This is a genomic window from Agromyces mariniharenae (genome assembly GCF_008122505.1).
GTDB classification, from domain to species: domain Bacteria; phylum Actinomycetota; class Actinomycetes; order Actinomycetales; family Microbacteriaceae; genus Agromyces; species Agromyces mariniharenae.
Window position 1 is genome coordinate 2,577,783 of the sequence record NZ_VSSB01000001.1, and the last position, 20,158, is coordinate 2,597,940.

General features: G+C 68.4%; 30 protein-coding genes. 29 read left to right on the forward strand and 1 reads right to left on the reverse strand.

Annotated features, from left to right (window positions below; genetic code table 11):
• The first annotated feature begins 23 nt into the window (after window positions 1-23).
• The 7 genes from FYC51_RS11905 (at window position 24) to FYC51_RS11935 (ending at window position 7,434) form a co-directional block, all read left to right on the forward strand.
• Window positions 24-500, forward strand: coding sequence for a DUF6121 family protein (locus tag FYC51_RS11905; protein WP_148733789.1), 477 nt, complete (start codon window positions 24-26; stop codon window positions 498-500).
• 117 nt (window positions 501-617) lie between these two features.
• Window positions 618-1,271 (forward strand): spermidine/putrescine ABC transporter substrate-binding protein, encoded by a 654-nt coding sequence (locus FYC51_RS11910; protein WP_148733791.1) that lies wholly within the window; start codon window positions 618-620, stop codon window positions 1,269-1,271.
• A 355-nt stretch (window positions 1,272-1,626) separates the two neighbouring features.
• Window positions 1,627-2,001 (forward strand): 30S ribosomal protein S12, encoded by a 375-nt coding sequence (rpsL, locus tag FYC51_RS11915; RefSeq protein ID WP_022889720.1) that lies wholly within the window; start codon window positions 1,627-1,629, stop codon window positions 1,999-2,001.
• Entirely contained in the window at window positions 2,001-2,471 is a 471-nt protein-coding gene (gene rpsG / locus FYC51_RS11920; RefSeq protein ID WP_092668506.1) for a 30S ribosomal protein S7, read from the forward strand. The genes rpsL and rpsG overlap by 1 nt, the downstream gene beginning before the upstream one ends.
• A gap of 85 nt (window positions 2,472-2,556) precedes the next feature.
• Complete coding sequence (gene fusA, locus FYC51_RS11925; RefSeq protein WP_148733793.1) at window positions 2,557-4,671, forward strand: elongation factor G; 2,115 nt, start codon at window positions 2,557-2,559, stop codon at window positions 4,669-4,671.
• Between the two features lie 115 nt (window positions 4,672-4,786).
• A complete protein-coding gene (gene tuf, locus FYC51_RS11930) occupies window positions 4,787-5,980 on the forward strand; it encodes an elongation factor Tu (protein WP_148733795.1) in 1,194 nt (397 codons plus the stop codon).
• 221 nt (window positions 5,981-6,201) lie between these two features.
• Window positions 6,202-7,434, forward strand: a complete 1,233-nt coding sequence (locus tag FYC51_RS11935) for an acyltransferase family protein (RefSeq protein ID WP_148733797.1) — start codon at window positions 6,202-6,204, stop codon at window positions 7,432-7,434.
• A gap of 28 nt (window positions 7,435-7,462) precedes the next feature.
• Here the strand turns inward: FYC51_RS11935 and FYC51_RS11940 are convergent, their stop codons facing one another.
• Window positions 7,463-7,954 carry an OsmC family protein gene (locus tag FYC51_RS11940; RefSeq protein WP_148733799.1) on the reverse strand — a complete coding sequence of 164 codons (492 nt, stop codon included), beginning with the start codon at window positions 7,952-7,954 and terminating at the stop codon, window positions 7,463-7,465.
• Between the two features lie 490 nt (window positions 7,955-8,444).
• Here FYC51_RS11940 and rpsJ point away from each other — a divergent pair, with 490 nt between their 5' ends.
• From rpsJ to FYC51_RS12050, 22 genes are all read left to right on the forward strand, one after another.
• Window positions 8,445-8,753 carry a 30S ribosomal protein S10 gene (gene rpsJ / locus FYC51_RS11945; protein ID WP_017201594.1) on the forward strand — a complete coding sequence of 103 codons (309 nt, stop codon included), beginning with the start codon at window positions 8,445-8,447 and terminating at the stop codon, window positions 8,751-8,753.
• Window positions 8,754-8,761: 8 nt separating this feature from the next.
• Window positions 8,762-9,418, forward strand: a complete 657-nt coding sequence (gene rplC, locus FYC51_RS11950; RefSeq protein WP_148733801.1) for a 50S ribosomal protein L3 — start codon at window positions 8,762-8,764, stop codon at window positions 9,416-9,418.
• Window positions 9,419-9,421: 3 nt separating this feature from the next.
• Window positions 9,422-10,084 carry a 50S ribosomal protein L4 gene (gene rplD / locus FYC51_RS11955; RefSeq protein WP_148733803.1) on the forward strand — a complete coding sequence of 221 codons (663 nt, stop codon included), beginning with the start codon at window positions 9,422-9,424 and terminating at the stop codon, window positions 10,082-10,084.
• On the forward strand, window positions 10,081-10,383 hold the full coding sequence (rplW, locus tag FYC51_RS11960) for a 50S ribosomal protein L23 (protein WP_148733805.1): 303 nt from the start codon (window positions 10,081-10,083) through the stop codon (window positions 10,381-10,383). The genes rplD and rplW overlap by 4 nt, the downstream gene beginning before the upstream one ends.
• 15 nt (window positions 10,384-10,398) lie before the next feature.
• Window positions 10,399-11,238: a 50S ribosomal protein L2 gene (gene rplB / locus FYC51_RS11965; RefSeq protein ID WP_148733807.1), complete on the forward strand. Its 840-nt coding sequence runs from the start codon at window positions 10,399-10,401 to the stop codon at window positions 11,236-11,238.
• 12 nt (window positions 11,239-11,250) lie between these two features.
• Complete coding sequence (rpsS, locus tag FYC51_RS11970; RefSeq protein WP_022889728.1) at window positions 11,251-11,532, forward strand: 30S ribosomal protein S19; 282 nt, start codon at window positions 11,251-11,253, stop codon at window positions 11,530-11,532.
• A gap of 25 nt (window positions 11,533-11,557) precedes the next feature.
• Window positions 11,558-11,923 carry a 50S ribosomal protein L22 gene (rplV, locus tag FYC51_RS11975; protein ID WP_148733809.1) on the forward strand — a complete coding sequence of 122 codons (366 nt, stop codon included), beginning with the start codon at window positions 11,558-11,560 and terminating at the stop codon, window positions 11,921-11,923.
• Window positions 11,923-12,675 (forward strand): 30S ribosomal protein S3, encoded by a 753-nt coding sequence (gene rpsC / locus FYC51_RS11980; protein WP_148733811.1) that lies wholly within the window; start codon window positions 11,923-11,925, stop codon window positions 12,673-12,675. The genes rplV and rpsC overlap by 1 nt, the downstream gene beginning before the upstream one ends.
• A 3-nt stretch (window positions 12,676-12,678) precedes the next feature.
• Window positions 12,679-13,098 (forward strand): 50S ribosomal protein L16, encoded by a 420-nt coding sequence (gene rplP / locus FYC51_RS11985; protein WP_148733813.1) that lies wholly within the window; start codon window positions 12,679-12,681, stop codon window positions 13,096-13,098.
• Window positions 13,098-13,421: a 50S ribosomal protein L29 gene (rpmC, locus tag FYC51_RS19735; RefSeq protein ID WP_148733814.1), complete on the forward strand. Its 324-nt coding sequence runs from the start codon at window positions 13,098-13,100 to the stop codon at window positions 13,419-13,421. The genes rplP and rpmC overlap by 1 nt, the downstream gene beginning before the upstream one ends.
• A 2-nt stretch (window positions 13,422-13,423) precedes the next feature.
• Window positions 13,424-13,726 (forward strand): 30S ribosomal protein S17, encoded by a 303-nt coding sequence (gene rpsQ, locus FYC51_RS11995; protein WP_148733815.1) that lies wholly within the window; start codon window positions 13,424-13,426, stop codon window positions 13,724-13,726.
• A 32-nt stretch (window positions 13,727-13,758) separates the two neighbouring features.
• Window positions 13,759-14,127, forward strand: a complete 369-nt coding sequence (gene rplN, locus FYC51_RS12000; RefSeq protein ID WP_148733816.1) for a 50S ribosomal protein L14 — start codon at window positions 13,759-13,761, stop codon at window positions 14,125-14,127.
• 3 nt (window positions 14,128-14,130) lie between these two features.
• Window positions 14,131-14,490, forward strand: coding sequence for a 50S ribosomal protein L24 (rplX, locus tag FYC51_RS12005; RefSeq protein ID WP_148733817.1), 360 nt, complete (start codon window positions 14,131-14,133; stop codon window positions 14,488-14,490).
• A gap of 2 nt (window positions 14,491-14,492) precedes the next feature.
• Window positions 14,493-15,086 carry a 50S ribosomal protein L5 gene (rplE, locus tag FYC51_RS12010; RefSeq protein ID WP_148733818.1) on the forward strand — a complete coding sequence of 198 codons (594 nt, stop codon included), beginning with the start codon at window positions 14,493-14,495 and terminating at the stop codon, window positions 15,084-15,086.
• Between the two features lie 128 nt (window positions 15,087-15,214).
• Entirely contained in the window at window positions 15,215-15,613 is a 399-nt protein-coding gene (gene rpsH, locus FYC51_RS12015; protein WP_148733819.1) for a 30S ribosomal protein S8, read from the forward strand.
• A 4-nt stretch (window positions 15,614-15,617) separates the two neighbouring features.
• A complete protein-coding gene (gene rplF / locus FYC51_RS12020; protein ID WP_148733820.1) occupies window positions 15,618-16,154 on the forward strand; it encodes a 50S ribosomal protein L6 in 537 nt (178 codons plus the stop codon).
• 2 nt (window positions 16,155-16,156) lie between these two features.
• The gene (gene rplR, locus FYC51_RS12025; protein WP_148733821.1) at window positions 16,157-16,516 is read left to right on the forward strand and encodes a 50S ribosomal protein L18; all 360 of its coding nucleotides are present in this window, start codon (window positions 16,157-16,159) and stop codon (window positions 16,514-16,516) included.
• Entirely contained in the window at window positions 16,513-17,208 is a 696-nt protein-coding gene (gene rpsE / locus FYC51_RS12030; RefSeq protein WP_148733822.1) for a 30S ribosomal protein S5, read from the forward strand. Before rplR ends, rpsE begins: the two co-directional genes overlap by 4 nt.
• Window positions 17,208-17,393 carry a 50S ribosomal protein L30 gene (rpmD, locus tag FYC51_RS12035; protein WP_148733823.1) on the forward strand — a complete coding sequence of 62 codons (186 nt, stop codon included), beginning with the start codon at window positions 17,208-17,210 and terminating at the stop codon, window positions 17,391-17,393. Before rpsE ends, rpmD begins: the two co-directional genes overlap by 1 nt.
• Complete coding sequence (gene rplO, locus FYC51_RS19455; RefSeq protein WP_148733824.1) at window positions 17,393-18,067, forward strand: 50S ribosomal protein L15; 675 nt, start codon at window positions 17,393-17,395, stop codon at window positions 18,065-18,067. The genes rpmD and rplO overlap by 1 nt, the downstream gene beginning before the upstream one ends.
• A 136-nt stretch (window positions 18,068-18,203) precedes the next feature.
• Window positions 18,204-19,523, forward strand: coding sequence for a preprotein translocase subunit SecY (gene secY / locus FYC51_RS12045; protein ID WP_148733825.1), 1,320 nt, complete (start codon window positions 18,204-18,206; stop codon window positions 19,521-19,523).
• Window positions 19,520-20,152, forward strand: a complete 633-nt coding sequence (locus FYC51_RS12050; RefSeq protein ID WP_148733826.1) for an adenylate kinase — start codon at window positions 19,520-19,522, stop codon at window positions 20,150-20,152. The genes secY and FYC51_RS12050 overlap by 4 nt, the downstream gene beginning before the upstream one ends.
• The last annotated feature ends 6 nt before the right edge of the window (window positions 20,153-20,158 follow it).

Consider the following 20,158-nt stretch of genomic DNA (forward strand, 5'->3'; position numbering starts at 1 on the left):
ACGGTCGGCGTACGCTCGGAACGATGGACCTCTCCCGTCGCAACGCCTGGGTCGTCGCCGCCTTCGCCGCCGCCCTGGACTTCGCCGCGATCGTGTGCGCGTGGGGGTTCGTGAGCCTGCTGACCGACGCCGATGTGATCGCGGCTCCCGATGCGGGCCTGTTCGTCGGGCCGGCGGCGGCCGGGGCATCCGTCGCGGCCGTGCTGCTCACGCTGGCGCACACGCTGCGGCGCCCCGAGCGGCAGCTGCCCAGCGTGCTCTTCTCGGCGATCTGGAGCTGGGTGGCGCTCGTCGTCGTGGCGACGGTCGGCTACGCGATCGCGACCGGGACGCTGCTCGCCGCGCTGCTCTTCGGCCTCGGGCTCGGCGTCACGTGGTTCGGGCTGCTCGTCCCGGCGCTCGCCGCCGTGGTCGCCTCGTTCGCGCTGCTCGTCGCACGCGGACGCTCGAGCGGCATGGCCCGCCCGCGGTGGCCGTGGGAGCGCGACGACGAGGAGTGACGAGCGCTCCGGGCTCGTCGACGACGGCCCCTGAGCTCGTCGACGGATGCCACGCGCGCCGCGCCATCCGGTCGCCGGATCGAGGGCCGCCGCGCGGTCGCGCAGTATCGTGAACGCGTGGAGGGTTCGATCGAGGCGCGCGTGAGCCACGAGGTCGACCGATGGCTGGCGTGGTTGCCGAGGTGGCGGCCCGGCACGCATCGCGGTCGCGTGCGGCTCTGCACGCGCTGCTTCGGATCGCCCATCCTCGCCGCGGCCGGCCTCGACGTCGACGTCCCGCACCCCGTGCAGCACGCGTTCTCGATGCGCATGAAGGGGATCATCGACGGCGCGGTCGACGACTACACCGCGCGCAACCTGCCGATGCTGCACCGCGAGATCCGCCTCGCCGAGGAGCGCAAGGCGCGCCGGCCGTACCGCGCGGGCGAGGGCCTCGACCCCGAGTTCCTCGGGCTCGACCTCGACCCCGAGCCCGTGCCCGACCAGCCGTTCCTGTTCACCCTGACCGGCCTCGAGGCCGACACGGCGGCCGAGGCGAACGAGCCCGCGCCGCGCCCGTTCACGCCCGAGGAGAAGGAGGCGCTGCGCGAGGAGGTGCGCATGGCCGACGAGTTCGCCAAGCAGCTCGGACGACGCATCTGCGTGGAGCTCGCCCAGCACCGCGAGCGGATCGGCGTGGCCGTGGTCGCCTACGTCGAGCCCCAGGTCGAGGAGCTGCTGGCCGACCTCGACCGCGAGCTCGACGCTCCGGGTTGGCCGGGAATGCCCTGAGAGCCGCCGACGTTGTATCAGGACGGTGGAGGTGCGCGAGCACCGGCCCCGCGGGTTCCGCCCTCGGAGAACGTGCCGCCCGCGGCATCCGTCGTCATTTGACCGTGAGGTGACGCGGCATTACCATTGAGCGGGTGTGCGCGTTGACGCGCGCTTGAACCGTGCCCGCCGGCAGATCACGAGATCGACCGGCGGCACGTCTCCGGTTCGCACCAGAACGCACACGCCAGGGCACCCGACGGGTCGCCCCCACGGCATACCCACCACTCCAAGGCCCCGCAGCTCTGCGGTGCCGGTGGGTCGTGATGTGAATTCCATCAACCGCTGTCACCGTGCAGCACAACGAGGAGAAGCAGTGCCAACCATTCAGCAGTTGGTCCGCAAGGGTCGCTCGCCGAAGGTCACCAAGACCAAGGCTCCCGCCCTGAAGGCCAACCCCCAGCAGCGCGGCGTGTGCACGCGTGTGTACACCACCACCCCCAAGAAGCCGAACTCGGCGCTCCGCAAGGTCGCCCGTGTGAAGCTCTCGAACGGCACCGAGGTGACCGCCTACATCCCCGGCGAGGGCCACAACCTGCAGGAGCATTCGATGGTGCTCGTCCGCGGCGGTCGTGTGAAGGACCTCCCCGGCGTGCGCTACAAGATCATCCGCGGCGCGCTCGACACGCAGGCCGTCAAGAACCGCAAGCAGGCTCGTAGCCGCTACGGCGCGAAGATGGAGAAGAAGTAATGCCTCGCAAGGGACCCGCTCCGAAGCGCCCCGTCGTCGCCGACCCCGTCTACGGCTCGCCGGTCGTCAGCCAGCTCGTCAACAAGATCCTGATCGACGGCAAGAAGGACCTCGCGCAGCGCATCGTCTACGAGGCGCTCGAGAACGTCGCGAACAAGTCCGGCCAGGACGCCGTCGCCACCCTGAAGAAGGCGCTCGACAACGTGCGCCCCACCCTCGAGGTGCGCTCGCGCCGCGTCGGCGGTTCGACCTACCAGGTCCCCGTCGAGGTCAAGCCGCACCGCGCCAACACCCTCGCCCTGCGCTGGCTCACGAGCTACGCGAAGGCCCGCCGCGAGAAGACGATGACCGAGCGTCTCACCAACGAGATCCTCGACGCGTCGAACGGCCTCGGTGCCGCCGTGAAGCGTCGCGAGGACACGCACAAGATGGCCGAGTCGAACCGCGCCTTCGCCCACTACCGCTGGTAGCAGGTGAGCGGATGCCGCGAGGCCCGCGCCCGCGGCATCCGCTGCACCAACCCCATCCGAACCTGAACTCCCCCGGAGGAACCCCGTGGCACTTGACGTGCTCACCGACCTGAGCAAGGTCCGCAACATCGGCATCATGGCGCACATCGATGCCGGCAAGACCACCACCACCGAGCGCATCCTGTTCTACACGGGCGTCAACCACAAGATCGGCGAGACGCACGACGGCGCGTCGACGACCGACTGGATGGAGCAGGAGAAGGAGCGCGGCATCACGATCACGTCGGCCGCCGTGACCTGCTTCTGGAACAAGAACCAGATCAACATCATCGACACGCCCGGCCACGTGGACTTCACGGTCGAGGTGGAGCGCTCGCTCCGCGTGCTCGACGGTGCAGTCGCCGTCTTCGACGGCAAGGAGGGCGTCGAGCCCCAGTCCGAGACCGTGTGGCGCCAGGCCGACAAGTACAACGTCCCCCGCATCTGCTTCGTCAACAAGATGGACAAGCTCGGCGCGGACTTCTACTTCACGGTCGACACCATCGTCAGCCGCCTGGGCGCCAAGCCGCTCGTGCTGCAGCTGCCCATCGGCGCCGAGAACGACTTCGTCGGCGTCATCGACCTCATCGAGATGCGGGCCCTCGTCTGGCCCGGCGACGCCAAGGGCGACGTGACGATGGGTGCGAAGTACGAGATCCAGGAGATCCCGGCCGACCTCCAGGAGAAGGCAGAGGAGTACCGCAACACGCTCCTCGAGACCGTCGCCGAGACCGACGACGCGCTGCTCGAGAAGTTCTTCGGCGGCGAGGAGCTCACGGTCGAGGAGATCAAGGGCGCGATCCGCAAGCTCACGGTCAACTCCGAGATCTACCCGGTGCTCTGCGGCTCGGCCTTCAAGAACCGCGGCGTGCAGCCCATGCTCGACGCCGTCATCGACTACCTGCCGTCGCCGCTCGACGTGCCGGCGGTCGAGGGTCGCAACCCGCGCAACGAAGAGGAGATCATCGAGCGTCACCCCGACGCGAACGACCCCTTCGCCGCGCTCGCGTTCAAGGTCGCGGTGCACCCGTTCTTCGGTCGCCTCACCTACATCCGCGTGTACTCGGGCCACCTCGACTCCGGCGGCCAGGTCGTGAACTCGACCAAGGGCAAGAAGGAGCGCATCGGCAAGATCTTCCAGATGCACGCCAACAAGGAGAACCCGGTCGACTCGGTCACCGCGGGCAACATCTACGCGGTCATCGGCCTCAAGGACACGACCACAGGCGACACCCTGTGCGACCCCGACAACCAGGTCGTGCTCGAGTCCATGACGTTCCCGGCCCCGGTCATCGAGGTCGCGATCGAGCCGAAGACCAAGGCCGACCAGGAGAAGCTGGGCACCGCGATCCAGAAGCTGGCCGAGGAGGACCCGACCTTCCGCACCGAGCTCAACCAGGAGACGGGCCAGACCGTCATCAAGGGCATGGGCGAGCTGCACCTCGACATCCTCGTCGACCGCATGAAGCGGGAGTTCAAGGTCGAGGCCAACGTCGGCAAGCCGCAGGTCGCGTACCGCGAGACCATCAAGCGCGCCGTCGAGAAGCACGACTACACCCACAAGAAGCAGACGGGTGGCTCGGGCCAGTTCGCGAAGATCCAGTTCGCGCTTGAGCCCCTCGAGATCGAGGGCGACAAGACGTACGAGTTCGAGAACAAGGTCACCGGTGGCCGCGTCCCGCGCGAGTACATCCCCTCGGTGGACGCCGGCTTCCAGGACGCCATGCAGTACGGCATCCTCGCGGGCTACCCGATGGTGGGCGTCAAGGGCATCCTGCTCGACGGCGCCGCCCACGACGTCGACTCCTCGGAGATGGCGTTCAAGATCGCCGGCTCGATGGGCTTCAAGGAGGCCGCTCGGAAGGCGAACCCGGTTCTGCTCGAGCCGCTCATGTCCGTCGAGGTGCGCACCCCTGAGGAGTACATGGGTGACGTCATCGGCGACCTGAACTCGCGTCGCGGTCAGATCCAGTCGATGGAGGACGCCGCCGGCGTGAAGGTCGTGCGCGCGCACGTCCCGCTCTCGGAGATGTTCGGGTACATCGGCGACCTGCGGTCGAAGACCTCGGGCCGTGCCGTGTACTCGATGGAGTTCGAGAGCTACGCGGAGGTCCCGAAGGCAGTCGCCGACGAGATCGTCCAGAAGAACAAGGGCGAATAGCCCTGGGAGCGCTGCCCGACCGGGTCGCGTAACATAACAACACAACCCCCGTAGCCAACCGTGCGCAATCCAGCGCCCGGCGACGGCTGCATGAAAGTCCTGAGGAGGACCCACAGTGGCTAAGGCCAAGTTCGAGCGGACCAAGCCGCACGTCAACATCGGTACGATCGGTCACGTCGACCACGGCAAGACGACGCTCACCGCGGCGATCTCGAAGGTGCTCGCCGACAAGTACCCGTCGGCAACCAACGTGCAGCGTGACTTCGCGTCGATCGACTCGGCTCCCGAGGAGCGCCAGCGCGGCATCACGATCAACATCTCGCACGTCGAGTACGAGACGCCGAAGCGCCACTACGCGCACGTCGACGCCCCGGGTCACGCCGACTACATCAAGAACATGATCACCGGTGCCGCCCAGATGGACGGCGCGATCCTCGTGGTCGCGGCGACCGACGGCCCGATGGCCCAGACCCGCGAGCACGTGCTGCTCGCGAAGCAGGTCGGCGTGCCCTACCTGCTCGTCGCGCTGAACAAGGCCGACATGGTCGACGACGAGGAGATCCTGGAGCTCGTCGAGCTCGAGGTCCGCGAGCTGCTGTCGAGCCAGGGCTTCCCCGGCGACGACGCTCCGGTCATCCGCGTCTCGGGCCTCAAGGCGCTCGAGGGCGACGCGCAGTGGACCCAGTCGGTCCTCGACCTCATGGACGCCGTCGACGAGTCGATCCCCGACCCCGTGCGTGACAAGGACAAGCCGTTCCTCATGCCGATCGAGGACGTCTTCACCATCACCGGTCGTGGCACGGTCGTCACGGGTCGCGCCGAGCGCGGCACGCTGAAGATCAACTCCGAGGTCGAGATCGTCGGCATCCGCCCGACGCAGAAGACCACGGTCACGGGCATCGAGATGTTCCACAAGCAGCTCGACGAGGCGTGGGCCGGCGAGAACTGCGGTCTCCTGCTCCGCGGCACCAAGCGCGAGGACGTCGAGCGCGGCCAGGTCGTCGTGGCCCCGGGCTCGGTCACCCCGCACACCAACTTCGAGGGCACTGCGTACATCCTCTCGAAGGAGGAGGGCGGCCGTCACAACCCGTTCTACGCGAACTACCGCCCGCAGTTCTACTTCCGCACCACCGACGTCACCGGCGTCATCACGCTGCCCGAGGGCACCGAGATGGTCATGCCCGGCGACACCACCGACATGACGGTCGAGCTCATCCAGCCGATCGCCATGGAGGAGGGCCTCGGCTTCGCCATCCGTGAGGGTGGTCGCACCGTGGGCGCCGGTACGGTCACGAAGATCATCAAGTAACACCCTTCGCGTCGCTCGCGGCGCGGAACCGACACGGGGTCGGACCTTCGGGTCCGGCCCCGTTTCGCATGCCGAGACGGGGTCGGGGGCCGAGCGGATGCCGCGGCGGGTCCGGCCCCGTTTCGCGTCGTGTGACGCGAGGTTTCGCCTACCCGGCAATCTCCTGTCAACCCCACCGCTCGTTTTGAGCCTCGGACGGGGGTCTGCCTACGCTCGTGGAGATGTCCTCATCTTCCGCGACCGTGCCGCGCGCCTCCGTGCGCCCCGAGATCCAGGCGCTGCGCGCCGTGGCGATCGGATGCGTCGTGCTGTACCACTTCTGGCCGGCGGTGCTGCCCGCGGGGTTCGTGGGCGTCGACGTCTTCTTCGTCGTGTCGGGCTTCCTCATCACGGGACTCCTCCTGCGCGACGCGGAGCGGTTCGGTCGCGTGCGGCTCCGCGAGTTCTACGTGCGACGCATCCGCCGCATCCTGCCGGCCGTGCTCGTCGTGCTGAGCGCCTGCGCGATCGCGACGCTCCTGTTCGTCCCGCGCATCGAGTGGCGCCCGTACCTGCAGCAGGTCCTCTCGAGCGCGCTCTACGTGCAGAACTGGCACCTCGCGCGCGACTCGCAGATCCCGCGTCGCGCCGACCTCGAGTCCACGCCGGTGCAGCACTTCTGGTCGCTGTCGGTGGAGGAGCAGTTCTACCTGCTCTGGCCGTTGCTCATCATCGCCGCGCTGTGGCTGGCCGTCAGGCTCGGCCGCCGGCGGCTCGCGATCGTCGCCGTGGTGCTCGGCGTCGCGACCGTCGCCTCGTTCGTGCACGGCGTCGCGCTCACCGCGCAGGACCACAACCTCGCCTACTTCTCCACGCTCTCGCGCGCCTGGGAGTTCGGCGTCGGCGGCCTGCTCGCGCTCGCGCCGGTGATCGCGGGGGAGCGGCTCCGGCGGACCCGCGCCCTCGCGGCGTGGCTCGGCCTCGCGGCCATCGCGGCGGCGGCGCTCACGTTCACCGACCACGCGCTCTTCCCCGGCGTGATCGCGCTCGTGCCGGTGCTCGGCACGGCGGCCGTGATCTGGGCCGGGATGCCGCGGGCCGCCCTCTCGCTCTCGCCCGTCGCCGCGCTCCGACCCGTGCAGTGGTTCGGCGACATCTCGTACTCGCTGTACCTCTGGCACTGGCCGATCATCATGTTCACGCCGTTCATCCTGGGGCGGCCGAGCGAGGCGCCGGTCATGGTGCTCCTGCTCGTGCTCTCGATCGTCGTCGCGGCTGCGTCCAAGCGCTGGATCGAGGATCCGTTCCGCCGTGCGGCTCCGCGCGAGCGGCTGCGGATGCCGCGCGCCCGACGCATCGGCGTGGCATCCGCCGCCGCCCTCGCCGCCGTCGTGCTGCTCACGTCGGGCGTCGCCGGGTACACGGTGGAGAAGCCGAACGCGCAGCTGTGCCGCAACAGCGACGACGGCGACTGAAGCGACGAGGGCGACTGAGCGGAGCGGGTCAGCGCGGCGCGTGCCGGAGCTCGGTGCCGTCGACGGTCGTGGGCAGCTCGACGACCTCGTCGATCGTGCGGGCCACGGTGCATCCGCGCTCGATCGCCTTGGTCATCACGTCGAGGAGCTGCTGCCGCTCGTCGGCGTCGAGCGCCGACAGGTCGAGGAGGAACTCCTCGTCGATGCGGTGGTAGCGGTTGTCGTCGGCCGACTTGCCGTGCGCCCAGACCGTGAGGGCGAAGTCCTCGCCGAGTCGGCGCGCCGTGACACGGTCGGCGCTGAGGCCCGAACAGGCGATGACGGCGAGCTTCAGCAGCTCCCCGGGCGTGAAGTGCTCGCCCTCGAGCTCGGGGCCGCCGACGCGCAGCGTCGCGCCGCGCTCGTTGAGCCCCTCGTACATCCGCGGGCCGATCCGCGCGACCGAGACGCTGCCCGGTCCGATGCGCTCGCTCACGGCGTGCGCGTGCTGGGTGGTGGGCTGCTCGTCTGCGGTCGTCATCCCTCGATTCCACCACTCCCGGCGGCCCGCGGCATCCGCAAACCGACAGGAGCCTGTGAACCGGCGGAGCGCGACACGCCCGGGTTGCACGGAGGGGCCCGGCTATGGCAAACTCGTTGGGTTCAACATTTCGAACGCGCGCCTTGTTGCGCGCCGTTTCGGATCACTGCCAGGCAGTGCATAACCACCGGAAACCGCGAGGTCACCGGGTCAGGTTAGGCCGCAGGCAGCAGAACACGACAATCGACACCCACCACCCACGGGGGAACCCGTGTGTGTTCGCGCGGGCGACACGCCCGAGCGCGGGGGTCGGGCTCGGGGTCGAGCGTGTCGAGGCCACCGCGGCTGTCCAACAGCGCAGCGGGGTGCCTTCGACAGGCTCGATCAACGGCCGTTGACAGCAGAACAGTGGTGCTCCATACAAGCAGTGCTACGCGGCGTCCAATGCCCTCGGAAGGGGTACGACGCCTTGACAGAGAGAGAGTCAGCAATGGCGGGACAGAAGATCCGCATTCGACTGAAGTCGTACGACCACGAGGTCATCGACACCTCGGCGCGCAAGATCGTCGACACGGTGACCCGCGCGGGCGCCACGGTCGTCGGCCCCGTGCCGCTTCCGACGGAGAAGAACGTGGTGTGCGTCATCCGCTCGCCCCACAAGTACAAGGACAGCCGCGAGCACTTCGAGATGCGCACCCACAAGCGCCTCATCGACATCGTGGACCCGACGCCCAAGGCCGTCGACTCGCTCATGCGCCTCGACCTCCCGGCCGACGTCAACATCGAGATCAAGCTCTGAGGTACCTGATGTCCACCGCTACCAAGAACGTGAAGGGTCTGCTCGGCACCAAGCTCGGCATGACCCAGGTGTGGGACGAGAACAACAAGCTCGTGCCCGTCACCGTCATCGAGATCGCCCCCAACGTGGTGACCCAGCTGCGCACCCCCGAGAAGGACGGCTACGAGGCCGTGCAGATCGCCGCGGGCGCCATCGACCCCCGCAAGGTGAACCAGCCCGCCGCCGGCCACTTCAAGGCCGCCGGCGTGACCCCGCGCCGCCACCTCGCCGAGGTCCGCACCGCTGACGCCGCGAGCTACGAGCTCGGCCAGGAGCTCACGGTCGACGGCACCTTCGAGGCCGGCCAGCTCGTCGACGTCGTCGGCACGAGCAAGGGCAAGGGCTTCGCCGGTGTCATGAAGCGCCACAACTTCAAGGGCGTCTCGGCTTCGCACGGTGCGCACCGCAACCACCGCAAGCCCGGCTCGATCGGTGCGTCCTCGACGCCCAGCCGTGTCTTCAAGGGCATGCGCATGGCCGGTCGCATGGGTGGCGAGCGCGTCACCGTCCTCAACCTCCGCGTGCACGCCGTCGACGCCGAGAAGGGCCTGCTGCTCGTCAAGGGCGCGGTTCCCGGTGCTCGCGGCCGTCTCGTGTTCGTCCGCAACGCAGTGAAGGGGGCGTAGTCCATGGCTACCGCGACCAACACCATCGACACCCTCGACGTCACCGGCAAGAAGTCCGGCACGGTCGAGCTCCCCGCCGAGCTCTTCGACGTGCAGACCAATGTGCCGCTGATCCACCAGGTCGTCGTCGCCCAGCTCGCCGCGGCGCGCCAGGGCACCCACAAGACCAAGACCCGCGGCGAGGTCTCCGGCGCCGGCCGCAAGCCCTTCAAGCAGAAGGGCACGGGCCGCGCCCGCCAGGGCTCGATCCGCGCGCCGCAGATGACCGGCGGTGGCATCGTCCACGGCCCGCAGCCCCGCGACTACTCGCAGCGCACCCCCAAGAAGATGATCGCCGCCGCCCTGCTCGGCGCGCTCTCCGACCGCGCCCGCGGCGGCCGCGTCCACGCGGTCGAGGCCTTCGTGACCGGCGACGTGGCGAAGACCCGCGACGCGATCGCGCTCCTCGAGGGCATCGCCCCCGCCAAGCACTACCTGGTCGTGCTCACGCGCGACGAGGAGCTCAGCGAGCGCGCGGTGCGCAACATCCAGACCGTGCACGTGCTGCCGGTCGACCAGCTCAACGCCTACGACGTGCTCGTCGCCGACGACATCGTCTTCAGCACGGCCGCGCTCGAGGCGTTCATCGCCGCGAAGCAGGCGAAGAAGGAAGAGGTCTCCGCATGAGCGCCGCCCAGAACAAGGACCCGCGCGACATCATCATCGCGCCGGTCGTCTCGGAGAAGAGCTACGGCCTGATCGACGAGGGCAAGTACACGTTCATCGTGGACCCCCGCTCGAACAAGACCGAGATCAAGCTCGCCATCGAGAAGATCTTCAACGTGCAGGTCGCGTCGATCAACACCCTGAACCGCCAGGGCAAGACCCGCCGCACCCGGTTCGGCATCGGCAAGCGCAAGGACACCAAGCGCGCGATCGTCACCCTCAAGTCCGGTTCCATCGACATCTTCACGGCTGTCGGCTGAGGAGCATAGAGAAACATGGCTATTCGTAAGTACAAGCCCACGACCCCGGGTCGTCGCGGTTCGTCGGTCGCCGACTTCGCGGAGATCACGCGTTCGACGCCCGAGAAGTCGCTGCTCCGCCCGCTGTCCAAGACCGGTGGCCGCAACAACCAGGGCCGCATCACGACGCGTCACATCGGTGGTGGCCACAAGCGCCAGTACCGCGTGATCGACTTCCGTCGCAACGACAAGGACGGCGTGCCCGCCAAGGTCGCGCACATCGAGTACGACCCGAACCGCACCGCGCGCATCGCGCTGCTGCACTTCGTGGACGGCACCAAGCGCTACATCCTCGCGCCGAACAAGCTGCAGCAGGGCGACCCGATCGAGTCGGGCCCCAACGCCGACATCAAGCCCGGCAACAACCTGCCGCTGCGCAACATCCCGACCGGTACGGTCATCCACGCCATCGAGCTCCGCCCCGGCGGCGGCGCGAAGATGGCGCGTTCGGCCGGTGCCGCCGTCCGCCTGGTGGCGAAGGACGGCCCCTACGCGCAGCTGCGCCTGCCCTCGGGCGAGATCCGCAACGTCGACGCGCGCTGCCGCGCGACCGTCGGCGAGGTCGGCAACGCCGAGCAGTCGAACATCAACTGGGGCAAGGCCGGCCGCAAGCGCTGGAAGGGCGTCCGCCCGACGGTCCGCGGTGTCGCGATGAACCCGATCGACCACCCGCACGGTGGTGGTGAGGGCAAGACCTCCGGTGGTCGCCACCCGGTGAGCCCCTGGGGTCAGCCCGAGGGCCGCACGCGTCGCCCCAACAAGGAGAGCGACAAGCTCATCGTCCGTCGTCGCACCGTCGGCAAGAAGCGCAAGTAGGAGTAAGAGAAGATGCCTCGCAGTCTCAAGAAGGGCCCCTTCGTCGACGAGCACCTGCTTCGCAAGGTCGTCGTCCAGAACGAAGCCGGCAGCAAGAACGTCATCAAGACGTGGTCGCGCCGCTCGATGATCATCCCGGCCATGCTCGGCCACACGATCGCCGTGCACGACGGCCGCAAGCACATCCCGGTGTTCGTCACCGAGACCATGGTGGGCCACAAGCTCGGCGAGTTCGCGCCCACCCGCACCTTCCGTGGACACGTGAAGGACGACAAGAAGGGCCGCCGCCGCTGACCGCGGTGGCGTGAAGGAGGAAGAAATGGTGGAGTCGATCGCCCGCGTGCGACACATCCGCGTCACCCCCATGAAGGCTCGCCGCGTCGTCGACCTGATCCGCGGCAAGCAGGCGCAGGAGGCCCTGGCCATCCTGAAGTTCGCACCCCAGGGTGCGAGCGAGCCCGTGTACAAGCTCGTCGCCTCGGCCATCGCGAACGCTCGCGTCAAGGCCGATGCCACGAACACCTACCTGGACGAGCAGGACCTGTACATCACGCGCGCATTCGTCGACGAGGGCACCACCCTCAAGCGATTCCAGCCGCGTGCGCAGGGCCGTGCCTTCCGCATCAACAAGCGCACGAGCCACATCACCGTCGTGCTCGGCACGCCCGAGGAGGGTACGAAGTAATGGGTCAGAAAGTCAACCCGTACGGCTTCCGTCTCGGCATCACCACCGACCACGTGTCGCGCTGGTTCTCCGACTCGACGAAGCCCGGTCAGCGCTACGCCGACTACCTCGCCGAGGATGTCAAGATCCGTCGCCTGCTCCAGACGTCGCTCGACCGTGCGGGCGTCTCCCGCATCGAGATCGAGCGCACCCGCGACCGCGTCCGCGTGGACATCCACACGGCGCGTCCCGGCATCGTGATCGGCCGCCGCGGCGCCGAGGCCGAGCGCATCCGCGCCGACCTCGAGAAGCTGACCGGCAAGCAGATCCAGCTCAACATCCTCGAGGTGAAGAACCCCGAGGCCGACGCCCAGCTCGTCGCCCAGGGCATCGCCGAGCAGCTCTCCGCCCGCGTGGCGTTCCGCCGCGCGATGCGCAAGGGCCTGCAGGGCGCGCAGCGCGCCGGCGCCAAGGGCGTCCGGATCCAGGTGTCGGGCCGTCTCGGCGGCGCCGAGATGAGCCGCTCGGAGTTCTACCGCGAGGGCCGCGTGCCCCTGCACACGCTCCGCGCGAACATCGACTACGGCTTCTACGAGGCCAAGACCACGTTCGGCCGCATCGGCGTGAAGGTCTGGATCTACAAGGGCGACATCACCAACAAGGAACTCGCGCGCGAGCAGGCGGCCCAGAAGCCGTCCCGCGAGCGCAGTGACCGTCCCCGCCGCGACCGCGCCCCCAAGGCCGAGCCGGTGGCAGCAGGAGTTGAGGCATAAACCATGTTGATTCCCCGTCGAGTCAAGTACCGCAAGCAGCACCACCCCGGCCGTTCGGGCCAGGCCACCGGCGGCACGAAGGTCACCTTCGGCGAGTTCGGCATCCAGGCCCTGAGCCCCGCCTACGTGACGAACCGCCAGATCGAGTCCGCTCGTATCGCGATGACCCGTCACATCAAGCGTGGCGGCAAGGTGTGGATCAACATCTACCCCGACCGTCCGCTCACGAAGAAGCCGGCCGAGACCCGCATGGGTTCCGGTAAGGGTTCGCCCGAGTGGTGGGTCGCCAACGTCAAGCCGGGTCGCGTCCTCTTCGAGGTCTCGGGCGTCTCCGAGGAGCTCGCTCGCGAGGCCATGACCCGTGCCATCCACAAGCTGCCCCTCAAGGCACGCATCATCAAGCGCGAGGAGGGCGACGCATAATGGCCGTCGGAACCAAGGGGCTCGAGACCGTCGAGCTCGACACCTTCGAAGACGAGCGACTCGTCGACGAGCTGAAGAAGGCCAAGGAAGAGCTGTTCAACCTGCGCTTCCAGTCGGCCACCGGCCAGCTCGAGAGCCACGGCCGCCTCCGTGCGGTCAAGCGCGACATCGCCCGCATCTACACGGTCATCCGTGAGCGCGAGCTCGGCATCCGTGCCACGCCCGCCCCGGTCGAGGCTCCGGCCAAGGCCGAGAAGAAGACGAAGAAGGCCAAGGCCGAGGCTGACGCCCCGGCCGAGGCCGCAGAGACGAAGGAGGCCTGATCATGGCTGAGACCAAGAAGGCTGATGCAGCCGAGGTCGCCGAGACGGCCTCGCACCGCCCGTACCGCAAGGTGCGTCGCGGCTACGTCGTCAGCGACAAGATGGACAAGACCATCGTCGTCGAGGTCGAGGACCGCGTGAAGCACCCGCTCTACGGCAAGGTCCTGCGCCGCTCGTCGAAGGTCAAGGCGCACGACGAGCAGAACACCGCCGGCATCGGCGACCTCGTCGTGATCAGCGAGACCCGCCCCCTCAGTGCCACCAAGCACTGGCGCCTGGTCGAGATCGTCGAGAAGGCCAAGTAAGCCCCCGGCTTGCTTGAGAGAAGGAATCCAAGATGCTTCAGCAGGAATCGCGCCTGAAGGTCGCCGACAACACCGGCGCCAAGGAGCTGCTCACGATCCGTGTCCTCGGTGGTTCGAAGCGCCGGTACGCCGGCCTCGGCGACGTCATCGTCGCGACCGTCAAGGACGCCATCCCCGGCGGCAACGTCAAGAAGGGCGACGTGGTCAAGGCCGTCGTCGTCCGCACCGTGAAGGAGACCCGTCGTCCCGACGGCTCCTACATCAAGTTCGATGAGAACGCCGCGGTGATCCTCAAGAACGACGGTGACCCCCGTGGCACCCGTATCTTCGGACCGGTCGGCCGCGAGCTCCGCGACCGCAAGTTCATGAAGATCATCTCGCTGGCACCGGAGGTTATCTGAGTCATGGCCAACATCAAGAAGGGTGACCTCGTGCAGGTCATCTCGGGCCGCAGCCAGGCCCGCGGCGGAGACCGCGGCAAGCAGGGCAAGGTCATCGAGGTGCTCGTCGCCGAGAACCGCGTCGTGGTCGAGGGCGTGAACTTCGTCACGAAGCACGTCCGCGTCGGCCAGACCCAGCGCGGCACGAAGACCGGCGGCATCGAGACCCACGAAGCCCCCATCCACGTCTCGAACGTCGCGCTCGTCGACCCCGAGTCGAAGAAGCCGACCCGCGTCGGCTTCCGCACCGAGACCGTCACCAAGGACGGCGTCACCAAGACGGTCCGCGTCCGCTACGCGAAGAAGTCAGGTAAGGACCTGTAACGATGACTGACACCGCGACTGCCGCGCCGGCTGGCAAGATCCAGCCGCGCCTCAAGCAGAAGTACAAGAGCGACATCACGAAGGCGCTCACCGAGGCCAACGGGTACACCAACCCGCACCAGGTCCCGGGCCTCGTGAAGATCGTCGTGAACATGGGCGTGGGCGAGGCCGCCCGCGATGGCAAGGTCATCGACGGCGCCATCGCCGACCTCACCCGCATCACCGGCCAGAAGCCGCAGGTCACCAAGGCCCGCAAGTCCATCGCGCAGTTCAAGCTGCGCGAGGGCCAGCCGATCGGCGCGCACGTCACGCTGCGCGGCGACCGCATGTGGGAGTTCCTCGACCGCCTGCTCTCGCTGGCGCTGCCCCGCATCCGCGACTTCCGCGGCCTGTCGGACCGCCAGTTCGACGGCACGGGCAACTACACCTTCGGCCTCGTGGAGCAGTCCGTGTTCCACGAGATCGACCAGGACAAGATCGACCGCGTCCGCGGCATGGACATCACCGTGGTGACCACCGCCAAGACCGACGACGAGGGTCGCGCGCTGCTCAAGGCGCTCGGCTTCCCGTTCCGGGCGACCACGCCCGAGAGCTGAACTCCGGATGCCGCGGGCGACGCGTCCGCGGCATCCACCCGGTGACGGCATCCGCCGGCACCTCCCACCACAGGTCATCACTCGTGTAACGGGTGCTGAAACCTGGTGAACGTAAGGAAACATCCGTCATGACGATGACCGACCCGGTCGCTGACATGCTGACCCGCCTTCGCAACGCGAACTCGGCGCACCACGACTCCGTGTCGATGCCGAACTCGAAGCTCAAGGCGCACATCGCCGAGATCCTCGCCAACGAGGGCTACATCGCCGGCTTCGAGGTCACCGACGCTCGCGTGGGCAAGACGCTCACGCTGCAGCTGAAGTTCGGCCCGAACCGCGAGCGCTCCATCGCCGGCATCAAGCGGGTCTCGAAGCCCGGCCTCCGCGTGTACGCGAAGTCCACCGAGCTCCCCAAGGTGCTCGGCGGCCTCGGCGTCGCGATCCTGTCCACTTCCAGCGGTCTGCTCACCGACCGCCAGGCCGAGAAGAAGGGCGTGGGTGGGGAAGTCCTCGCCTACGTGTGGTAGTTCCATGTCACGAATCGGACGACTTCCCATCGACATCCCCAGCGGTGTCGACGTCACGGTCGACGGCAGCGCCGTCACCGTCAAGGGCCCCAAGGGCGAGCTCTCGCTGACCGTCCCCTCGCCGATCGAGGTCAAGATCGAGGACAACCAGGTCCTCGTCACCCGCCCCGACGACGAGCGCGACTCGCGTTCGCGCCACGGCCTCACCCGCACGCTCATCGCCAACGACATCTTCGGTGTGACCCAGGGCTACTCCAAGGGCCTCGAGATCGTCGGCACCGGCTACCGCGTCGCGCAGAAGGGCAGCGCGGTCGAGTTCGCGCTCGGCTTCTCGCACCCGGTGACCGTCGAGCCCCCGGCCGGCATCACGCTGACCGTCGAGGGCAACAACAAGATCACGGTGTCGGGCATCTCGAAGCAGGCCGTCGGTGAGACCGCCGCCAACATCCGCAAGATCAAGAAGCCCGAGCCGTACAAGGGCAAGGGCATCCGCTACGCCGGCGAGGTCGTGCGTCGCAAGGCCGGAAAGTCAGGTAAGTAATCATGGCTGTGAAGAGCAAGACGGCCGCGCGCTCGCGCCGCCACACCCGCCTTCGCAAGAAGATCGTCGGCACGGAGCTGCGTCCGCGCCTCGTCGTCACGCGTTCGGCCCGCCACGTCTTCGTGCAGGTCGTCGACGACAGCAAGGGCCGCACCGTGGCCTCGGCCTCGACCATGGAGGCGGACCTCCGCGCGTTCGAGGGCGACAAGACCGCCAAGGCCAAGAAGGTCGGCGAGCTCGTGGCCGAGCGTGCGAAGCAGGCCGGCATCGAGTCGGTCGTCTTCGACCGCGGCGGCAACAAGTACGCCGGTCGCGTCGCCGCCATCGCCGATGGTGCGCGAGAGGCGGGGCTGAGCCTGTGACCGACAACAAGAAGGAGAACGAGGTGGCTGCAGAGGCACCCGTGGAGACCGCCGCTTCGAGCGAGGCTCCCCAGAACGAGCCGCGCGAGGCCCGTCGCGGCAGCCGCGACCGTGGCCCGAGCCGCGACCGCGGTGGCCGTGACGCCGAGAAGAGCCAGTTCCTCGAGCGCGTCGTGACCATCAACCGCGTGTCCAAGGTCGTCAAGGGCGGCCGTCGCTTCAGCTTCACGGCGCTCGTCGTCGTGGGTGACGGCAACGGCATGGTCGGCGTCGGCTACGGCAAGGCGCGCGAGGTCCCGACCGCGATCTCGAAGGGCGTCGAGGAGGCGAAGAAGAACTTCTTCCGCGTCCCGCGCGTCGGCGCGACCATCCCGCACCCCGTGCAGGGTGAGGCCGCTGCGGGCGTCGTCCTGCTGCGTCCGGCGTCCCCCGGTACCGGCGTCATCGCCGGCGGCCCGGTGCGCGCCGTGCTCGAGTGCGCCGGCATCCACGACGTCCTGAGCAAGTCGCTCGGCTCGTCGAACACCATCAACATCGTGCACGCCACGGTCGAGGCCCTGTCGCAGCTCGAGGAGCCGCGTGCGGTCGCCGCCCGTCGTGGTCTCGACTACGACGAGGTCGCCCCGGCCCGTCTGCTGCGTGCCGAGGCCCAGGCGGCCGAGGCCGCCGCAGCAGCGAAGGCAGGTGCCTGATGGCCAAGCAGCTGAAGGTGACCCAGATCAAGTCCAAGGTGAGCGAGAAGCAGAACCAGCGCGACACGCTGCGCAGCCTCGGGCTCAAGCGCATCGGCGACTCGGTCGTCCGTGACGACACCCCGCAGAACCGCGGCTACGTCAAGACCGTCGCCCACCTCGTGAAGGTTGAGGAGATCGACTAATGGCTGAAGAGAAGAACGAGGCCGTGGCCGAGGAGACCCCGAAGAAGGCTCCGGCGCGCAAGGCCGCTGCGAAGCCGGCCGCCGAGAAGGCCGCCGCGAAGCCGGCTGCCGAGAAGGCCCCGGCGAAGAAGGCTCCCGCCAAGGCCGCCGCTGCCAAGGCCGACGACGCGAAGGCCGACAAGGCCCCCGCGAAGAAGGCCCCGGCGAAGAAGGCCGAGCAGGATGTCGCCAAGCGCGAGCCCGTCCTGAAGGTGCACCACCTGCGCCCCGCGCCCGGTGCCAAGAAGGACAAGACCCGCGTCGGACGCGGTGAGGGTTCGAAGGGCAAGACCGCCGGTCGCGGCACCAAGGGTTCGAAGGCCCGCAACAACATCCGCCCCGGCTTCGAGGGTGGCCAGCTTCCGTACCACATGCGTGCGCCGAAGCTCCGCGGCTTCAAGAACCCGTTCCGCGTCGAGTACCAGGTGGTCAACCTGGACAAGCTCGCCGAGCTCTACCCGAAGGGCGGCGACGTCACCGTCGCCGACCTCGTCGACAAGGGTGCCGTCCGCAAGAACGAGCGCGTCAAGGTGCTCGGCAACGGCGACATCCAGGTGAAGCTCAACGTCGAGGTCGACAAGGTCTCCGGCTCCGCCGAGCAGAAGATCGTCGCCGCAGGCGGCTCGGTCAAGTAGGCCGCAGCATCACCGATTGTTCGAGCCTGTCGGGACCTCGCGTATGATTCACGGGGGTCTCGACAGGCTCGAGCCGCATACGGACTGAGTCCGCACGCGCAGCAACCCGCTCCACGACGGAGCTACAGGAGGACGAGTGTTCAACGCCATCGGGCGGATCTTCCGCACGCCGGATCTTCGACGCAAGATCGGATTCACGCTGGGCATCGTGGCCCTGTTCCGCCTCGGCTCGTTCATCCCGGCGCCGTTCGTGGACTTCGGCAACGTGCAGGCGTGTCTGGCGGCGAGCCAGGGGGCATCCGGCCTCTACGAGCTCGTGAACCTGTTCTCGGGCGGCGCGCTGCTCCAGCTGTCGATCTTCGCGCTGGGCATCATGCCGTACATCACGGCGTCGATCATCGTGCAGCTGCTGCGCGTCGTGATCCCCCACTTCGAGACCCTCTACAAGGAGGGCCAGGCGGGCCAGGCGCGCCTCACGCAGTACACGCGCTACCTCACCATCGCCCTGGGCGTGCTGCAGTCGACCACGCTCATCACCGTCGCCCGCTCGGGCGCGCTGTTCCCGTCGAGCGCCCCCGAGTGCTCGCAGCTCATCACGAACGACGCCTGGTACGCGATCCTGCTCATGGTCATCACCATGACGGCGGGCACCGGCCTCATCATGTGGATGGGCGAGCTCATCACCGAGCGCGGCATCGGCAACGGCATGTCGCTGCTCATCTTCACCTCGATCGCCGCGACCTTCCCCGGCGCGCTCTGGGCGATCGCGATCTCGCGCGGCTTCGACGTCTTCTTCGTCGTGCTCGCCATCGGCCTCCTGGTCGTCGTCGGCGTCGTGTTCGTCGAGCAGTCGCAGCGGCGCATCCCGGTGCAGTACGCGAAGCGCATGGTCGGCCGGCGCACCTACGGCGGCAACAACACGTACATCCCGATCAAGGTCAACATGGCCGGCGTCGTGCCCGTCATCTTCGCCTCGTCGCTGCTGTACCTGCCGGCGCTCATCGCCCAGTTCAACCAGCCCGCGGCGGGCGAGGAGCCGCAGCCGTGGGTCGTCTGGATCACGAACTACCTCACCCAGGGCGACCACCCGCTCTACATGCTCCTGTACTTCCTGCTCATCGTCGGGTTCACGTACTTCTACGTGGCGATCACGTTCAACCCCGACGAGGTCGCGGAGAACATGAAGAAGTACGGCGGCTTCATCCCCGGCATCCGCGCCGGTCGCCCGACCGCCGAGTACCTCGACTACGTGCTCACGCGCATCACGCTCCCGGGCTCGGTCTACCTCGGCCTCATCGCGCTCATCCCGCTCATCGCGTTCTCGCTCGTCGGGGCCAACCAGAACTTCCCGTTCGGCGGCGCCTCGATCCTCATCATCGTGGGCGTCGGCCTCGAGACCGTGAAGCAGATCGACGCGCAGCTCCAGCAGCGCCACTACGAAGGGCTCCTCCGATGACGGCTTCCGCGAACAGCTCCGCCCGCTTCCTGATCGTGGGGCCGCAGGGCTCCGGCAAGGGGACGCAGGGCGTGCTCGTCGCGGAGGCCTTCGGGGTCCCGTCCATCTCGACCGGTGACGTGTTCCGCGAGAACATCTCGGGCGGCACCGAGCTCGGCAAGCGGGTGCAGTCGATCGTCGAGGCGGGCGACCTCGTCCCCGACGAGCTCACCTGCGAGCTGGTGCGCGACCGGCTCTCGCAGTCGGATGCCGCGGGCGGCTTCCTGCTCGACGGGTTCCCGCGCAACCGCGGCCAGGTCGACGACCTCGCCGACTTCCTCGCCTCCCGCGGCGAGGCCCTCGACGCGGTCATCGAGCTCAGCGTGCCGCGCGACGAGAGCATCGCCCGCCTGCGGGGGCGTGCCATCGAGCAGGGCCGCACCGACGACACCGAGGAGGTCATCGCCAACCGCCTCGCGATCTACGAGCGGGAGACGGCGCCGATCCTCGACGTCTACCGCGGGCAGGGCCTCGTCGTCGACATCGACGGCGTGGGCACGCTCGACGAGGTCACCGCGCGCATCTTCGCGGCGCTCGCCGCCCGCGGGCTCTCGGCGAGCCACGACGGCGGCAACGGCGCGGCGGCCTGACCCGCC

Coding starts and splice junctions, on each gene's coding strand:
- rpsG (WP_092668506.1), top strand. CDS start 2,001: ATGCCTCGCAAGGGACCCGCTCCGAAGCGCCCCGTCGTCGCCGACCCC.
- rpsJ (WP_017201594.1), top strand. CDS start 8,445: ATGGCGGGACAGAAGATCCGCATTCGACTGAAGTCGTACGACCACGAG.
- rpsS (WP_022889728.1), top strand. CDS start 11,251: ATGCCTCGCAGTCTCAAGAAGGGCCCCTTCGTCGACGAGCACCTGCTT.
- FYC51_RS11940 (WP_148733799.1), bottom strand. CDS start 7,954: ATGACGACCGCAGACGAGCAGCCCACCACCCAGCACGCGCACGCCGTG.
- rplP (WP_148733813.1), top strand. CDS start 12,679: ATGTTGATTCCCCGTCGAGTCAAGTACCGCAAGCAGCACCACCCCGGC.
- rplC (WP_148733801.1), top strand. CDS start 8,762: ATGTCCACCGCTACCAAGAACGTGAAGGGTCTGCTCGGCACCAAGCTC.
- rplD (WP_148733803.1), top strand. CDS start 9,422: ATGGCTACCGCGACCAACACCATCGACACCCTCGACGTCACCGGCAAG.
- rplB (WP_148733807.1), top strand. CDS start 10,399: ATGGCTATTCGTAAGTACAAGCCCACGACCCCGGGTCGTCGCGGTTCG.
- rplF (WP_148733820.1), top strand. CDS start 15,618: ATGTCACGAATCGGACGACTTCCCATCGACATCCCCAGCGGTGTCGAC.
- rplW (WP_148733805.1), top strand. CDS start 10,081: ATGAGCGCCGCCCAGAACAAGGACCCGCGCGACATCATCATCGCGCCG.
- rplE (WP_148733818.1), top strand. CDS start 14,493: ATGACTGACACCGCGACTGCCGCGCCGGCTGGCAAGATCCAGCCGCGC.
- rplR (WP_148733821.1), top strand. CDS start 16,157: ATGGCTGTGAAGAGCAAGACGGCCGCGCGCTCGCGCCGCCACACCCGC.
- rpmC (WP_148733814.1), top strand. CDS start 13,098: ATGGCCGTCGGAACCAAGGGGCTCGAGACCGTCGAGCTCGACACCTTC.
- rplO (WP_148733824.1), top strand. CDS start 17,393: ATGGCTGAAGAGAAGAACGAGGCCGTGGCCGAGGAGACCCCGAAGAAG.
- rpsQ (WP_148733815.1), top strand. CDS start 13,424: ATGGCTGAGACCAAGAAGGCTGATGCAGCCGAGGTCGCCGAGACGGCC.
- FYC51_RS11935 (WP_148733797.1), top strand. CDS start 6,202: ATGTCCTCATCTTCCGCGACCGTGCCGCGCGCCTCCGTGCGCCCCGAG.
- rpsC (WP_148733811.1), top strand. CDS start 11,923: ATGGGTCAGAAAGTCAACCCGTACGGCTTCCGTCTCGGCATCACCACC.
- rplV (WP_148733809.1), top strand. CDS start 11,558: ATGGTGGAGTCGATCGCCCGCGTGCGACACATCCGCGTCACCCCCATG.
- FYC51_RS11905 (WP_148733789.1), top strand. CDS start 24: ATGGACCTCTCCCGTCGCAACGCCTGGGTCGTCGCCGCCTTCGCCGCC.
- rplN (WP_148733816.1), top strand. CDS start 13,759: ATGCTTCAGCAGGAATCGCGCCTGAAGGTCGCCGACAACACCGGCGCC.
- rpsH (WP_148733819.1), top strand. CDS start 15,215: ATGACGATGACCGACCCGGTCGCTGACATGCTGACCCGCCTTCGCAAC.
- rpmD (WP_148733823.1), top strand. CDS start 17,208: ATGGCCAAGCAGCTGAAGGTGACCCAGATCAAGTCCAAGGTGAGCGAG.
- FYC51_RS12050 (WP_148733826.1), top strand. CDS start 19,520: ATGACGGCTTCCGCGAACAGCTCCGCCCGCTTCCTGATCGTGGGGCCG.
- rplX (WP_148733817.1), top strand. CDS start 14,131: ATGGCCAACATCAAGAAGGGTGACCTCGTGCAGGTCATCTCGGGCCGC.